A 3,806-nucleotide genomic window follows, 5' to 3' on the forward strand; every position below is an offset into this window, starting at 1 on the left:
GCTGTTTAATTAGAAAATCTAAAGGCTAAAATGGAAAGAGGTTTGTTATGGCTGCCCCTATTGGGTGTGTTTATCTGGTTAGCTTGGGCAGGTTGGAATGAGTATCAAAAGTTGGAAGCTTACCGCGCTTGGGCTGAGTCTTTTGAGAAAGCTAAATATGATATTTATGCAGTATTGGGTCAGAATGGTGAAAGTATAACTTGGGGAAAAGCAACTCGCAGTGGCCCGATAAATTTGCAGACTTTTTCTTTACGGGATGTGCGATCGCTACAATTATTGGTTAACGATAAACCTATAGATATAGAAAATCCAGTAAGTCAGGGTAAGGTATTTTTGGAGTTTATTTTTTCTGAGTCTAAAAATATTAAAGTTCCGTTTACAGATATTGATTTAGCGATTAATTGGTATAGATATTTAGATTCTGTTTGGAAGGATAGCGTTCATTAATGGATAATGGATAATGGATAATGGATAATGGATAATGGATAATTACCTCTGGTTAAAACCGCTCTTGATTGAAGATAAGGAGATATTATTTCTTCTCTTAGTCGATTGGATATGGTTAGGAAATCCATCCATCCCTCGACCGCTTTTTTTCCCCTTAAAAGGGGAGGCTTCAAGGCGCGAATTATTTAATTATCAATTATTAATAATTAACAATTCGGTAAAAGTTTAATAGGGAGAGATTAGAAAAACTGTGATCGGGAATATCTGGTAGGGGGCAAGATGCTCCCACTGTTTTTGTTATTGAGCATTTTCCGATAGCATTTGCTATGGGAAAAAGTCGTACTTAATCAGTTCAATCAATCGTATCTGGATCGATATTTAATTCTCTTAATTTTGCTGCCAATTTTTCTGCTCGTTCTTCTGGCGTGTTTACCAACTTTTCTTCAGGGGTAAAAAAGCGAAGTTTTTCTTGTTCTATCCCCAAATATAATTTTAATTGCTGGCTCCATAAATATCCTTTTTCATTGGGTTCTATGGCTTGATACATTCCATCAACAAGGTGAAATCCAGCCAACTCTAGAGTGTAAGGATCGAACCAGAAGTAGTCGGGTGTACGAAAAGTATCTTGATAGATTTTCTTTTTTAAACCTTTATCTGTATCAGCCGTTTTTTTCGAGAGAATTTCAACAATAACATTCGGATATTTTCCTTTCTCCTCCCAAACAACCCAACTTTTACGGCTTTTCTGTTCTGTTCCTAAAACTACAAAAAAATCAGGGCCTCGGAAATCTTTGGATTTGCTTTGGCTAGGACTATAATAAATTGTAAGATTACCCGCTGCATAGAAGTCGTTGCGGTCGCGCCACAGCCATTCTAAACAAGTTAGCAATAATATTATTTGTCGTAGGTGCAGTTCAGTTTCCACGGGAGGTTCGTTACTATATAGATCGCTTGGAGGAAAGATAACATCTTCAGCAATTGTTTGGGAAGTCTCTAATTTTTCAACAGTTTTTTGCACAGTAGACATGAGACAATTGAAAAAAGTAAATATCTGAGTATATTTTAGGCTATTTCTATTAATGCGTCCAACCAGTCGGTTATGTAGGCTTGAAAAATTTGTCTTGGTAGAGTGATGATAGCGTCGGTGGTCACTATCGCAACATCATCACCATCCCTAATAGGGATTAGGGTAATTTTCCACCCGTTTCTGAAGGCATACCTTTGTTTGGTGAAATGCCGTTTCAATCCCTAATAGGGATTAGGTTAAGTTTCCACGGTTTTTTTGAATCTTTTCTAGCCATGACTACATAGGTTTCAATCCCTAATAGGGATTAGGGTAAGTTTCCACTATAGCTGATTTTAGTTCCCAAGAGATGCGTATTGCTTGGTTTCAATCCCTAATAGGGATTAGGGTAAGTTTCCACTATAGCTGATTTTAGTTCCCAAGAGATGCGTATTGCTTGGTTTCAATCCCTAATAGGGATTAGGGTAAGTTTCCACACAGGACAAGCTTATACCAAACCATTTGAGGTTCAACTGTTTCAATTCCTAATAGGGATTAGGGTAAGTTTCCACCCCTAATACCTGTTATAAGGTCAAGTTATCATGCTAAAGTTTCAATCCCTAATAGGGATTAGGGTAAGTTTCCACATCGTAATAGAGGGGATAGATGGCACAGGTAAGACGTTTCAATCCCTAATAGGGATTAGGGTAAGTTTCCACACATCTTGGTTATTCCAGCAGTATAGTTGACTGTATGTTTCAATCCCTAATAGGGATTTTGGCAAGTTTACACCAACAGGCACAGGTGGATATGCTCATAACTGTATGAAAACCGCGTTTCAATCCCTAATAGGGATTAGGGTAAGTTTCCACTGTGCATTTCCATCAGGAAGGTGGATGTGGATTGGAGGGTTTCAATCCCTAATAGGGATTTAGATAAATTTCCACTCGCTTAATGGTTCATTTTAATGTATCCCATGTTTCAATCCCTAATAGGGATTTGGATAATTTTCCACCTCAAAGTTTTGGTAGTACTAAGGTCTTTGGTTGAGTTTCAATCCCTAATAGGGATTTGGATAATTTTCCACAGTGATTGTCGATGAGGCTCATTCTCTCCAAAATGTTTCAATCCCTAATAGGGATTTGGATAATTTTCCACAATTACACATAAAAAAACTAGATTCTGAAGTAAGAGTTTCAATCCCTAATAGGGATTTGGATAATTTTCCACAGAATCTAAAAAATCAGATACGTTTTCCAAGCTTTGTTTCAATCCCTAATAGGGATTTGGATAATTTTCCACTGATTACATTGAGGATTATCAGATTACGGGATTTGACGTTTCAATCCCTAATAGGGATTTGGATAATTTTCCACATCAGGGTTCTAGAACCAGGGCTATATTTAATTTTCCAGGTACATTTGCGCGACACATTTATAACTATAGCATTTCCAACCACAGCTCCACAATAGGCAACAAAAAAAACAGCCAAAACCCTTGCCAAATAAGCATTTGCCAAACTGCGCGAATCTCTTCCATACCATAATATAACTCAAATCCTTGCCCATACATAACTTCAGCCATTTTTTTTCACCTCTTCTCTTCTACAGCTACCCATCCGCGCAAATCAATCTCTCCTCTCAAACTCACCATCTACAATATGGCCATTCCGGAAACCATTAAGAAAAAAAGGATATATTAATAGGAGTAACAAATTAAACAAAACTCTTGACAAATTACAGTTAGTTTGATATTTATAAAACCCAGAGGATTAAGATTAAATGGAATTAGGCGTAAAGAACACCACACAAACATTAGAAATTGCAGACTCAAGAATTACTGAATATTTTCAACGCTCCGAAGGTCAATGGCATTCTGAAAGACGCTACTATACTTTACCGGAAGGAAATACCCAAGAAATTGTTAGTCATTTAACAATTAAATTTCTAGAGCTAGGAAGTCCAGAACTTATAGAATTAGCCAAGCTCCATAAATTACATAATCCTGAAACAGCAATGATTTGTGGTTCATTAGTCAGTTGGCTTAGTCAAGATTCTGTATCAGGTAAGAAACAATCTGAAGGCTCAACAATATTCGGAGTTCGAGGTTTAATTTTGTATCGCGATCGCGGTTTTGCCACGAGTAACCCCATAATAGCTAAGTATCATCTATCTGACTCTAACACATTATGTCTTAGAACGGAGTACAATGGGTCTGTATTTGAGGAAGAAATTAAACAAATCGGCCATAAATACCGGACACGGCAAACTATTATTTCTCGTGCGGGTGAACAAAAAATGATTGGTCAATATCTAGAAAAACGTATATTTAAGTAATCAGAAAAAGTGAAGCGACG

General features: G+C 37.0%; 4 protein-coding genes and 1 CRISPR repeat array. Of the genes, 2 read left to right on the forward strand and 2 right to left on the reverse strand.

Going from position 1 to position 3,806, the window contains the following annotated elements; all coding sequences use genetic code 11:
- Positions 1-30 precede the first annotated feature (30 nt).
- Complete coding sequence (locus tag F6K54_RS41680; RefSeq protein ID WP_293090364.1) at positions 31-447, forward strand: hypothetical protein; 417 nt, start codon at positions 31-33, stop codon at positions 445-447.
- Between the two features lie 352 nt (positions 448-799).
- Here the strand turns inward: F6K54_RS41680 and F6K54_RS41685 are convergent, their stop codons facing one another.
- Positions 800-1,474 carry a Uma2 family endonuclease gene (locus tag F6K54_RS41685; RefSeq protein ID WP_293090365.1) on the reverse strand — a complete coding sequence of 225 codons (675 nt, stop codon included), beginning with the start codon at positions 1,472-1,474 and terminating at the stop codon, positions 800-802.
- 137 nt (positions 1,475-1,611) lie between these two features.
- A CRISPR array of direct repeats spans positions 1,612-2,826; the repeat unit is 37 nt; unit sequence GTTTCAATCCCTAATAGGGATTTGGATAATTTTCCAC.
- 64 nt (positions 2,827-2,890) lie between these two features.
- Positions 2,891-3,034 carry a hypothetical protein gene (locus tag F6K54_RS41690; RefSeq protein ID WP_293090366.1) on the reverse strand — a complete coding sequence of 48 codons (144 nt, stop codon included), beginning with the start codon at positions 3,032-3,034 and terminating at the stop codon, positions 2,891-2,893.
- 197 nt (positions 3,035-3,231) lie between these two features.
- Between F6K54_RS41690 and F6K54_RS41695 the strand changes: the two genes are divergently transcribed.
- Complete coding sequence (locus tag F6K54_RS41695) at positions 3,232-3,786, forward strand: phycobiliprotein lyase (protein WP_293090367.1); 555 nt, start codon at positions 3,232-3,234, stop codon at positions 3,784-3,786.
- Positions 3,787-3,806: the final 20 nt, after the last annotated feature.

It is taken from the genome of Okeania sp. SIO3B5 (genome assembly GCF_010692555.1).
Lineage (GTDB): Bacteria > Cyanobacteriota > Cyanobacteriia > Cyanobacteriales > Microcoleaceae > Okeania.

Bases quoted from the DNA above. Each gene is read 5' to 3' on its own strand.
- F6K54_RS41680 (WP_293090364.1), top strand. From the start codon at position 31: ATGGAAAGAGGTTTGTTATGGCTGCCCCTATTGGGTGTGTTTATCTGG.
- F6K54_RS41685 (WP_293090365.1), bottom strand. From the start codon at position 1,474: ATGTCTACTGTGCAAAAAACTGTTGAAAAATTAGAGACTTCCCAAACA.
- F6K54_RS41690 (WP_293090366.1), bottom strand. From the start codon at position 3,034: ATGGCTGAAGTTATGTATGGGCAAGGATTTGAGTTATATTATGGTATG.
- F6K54_RS41695 (WP_293090367.1), top strand. From the start codon at position 3,232: ATGGAATTAGGCGTAAAGAACACCACACAAACATTAGAAATTGCAGAC.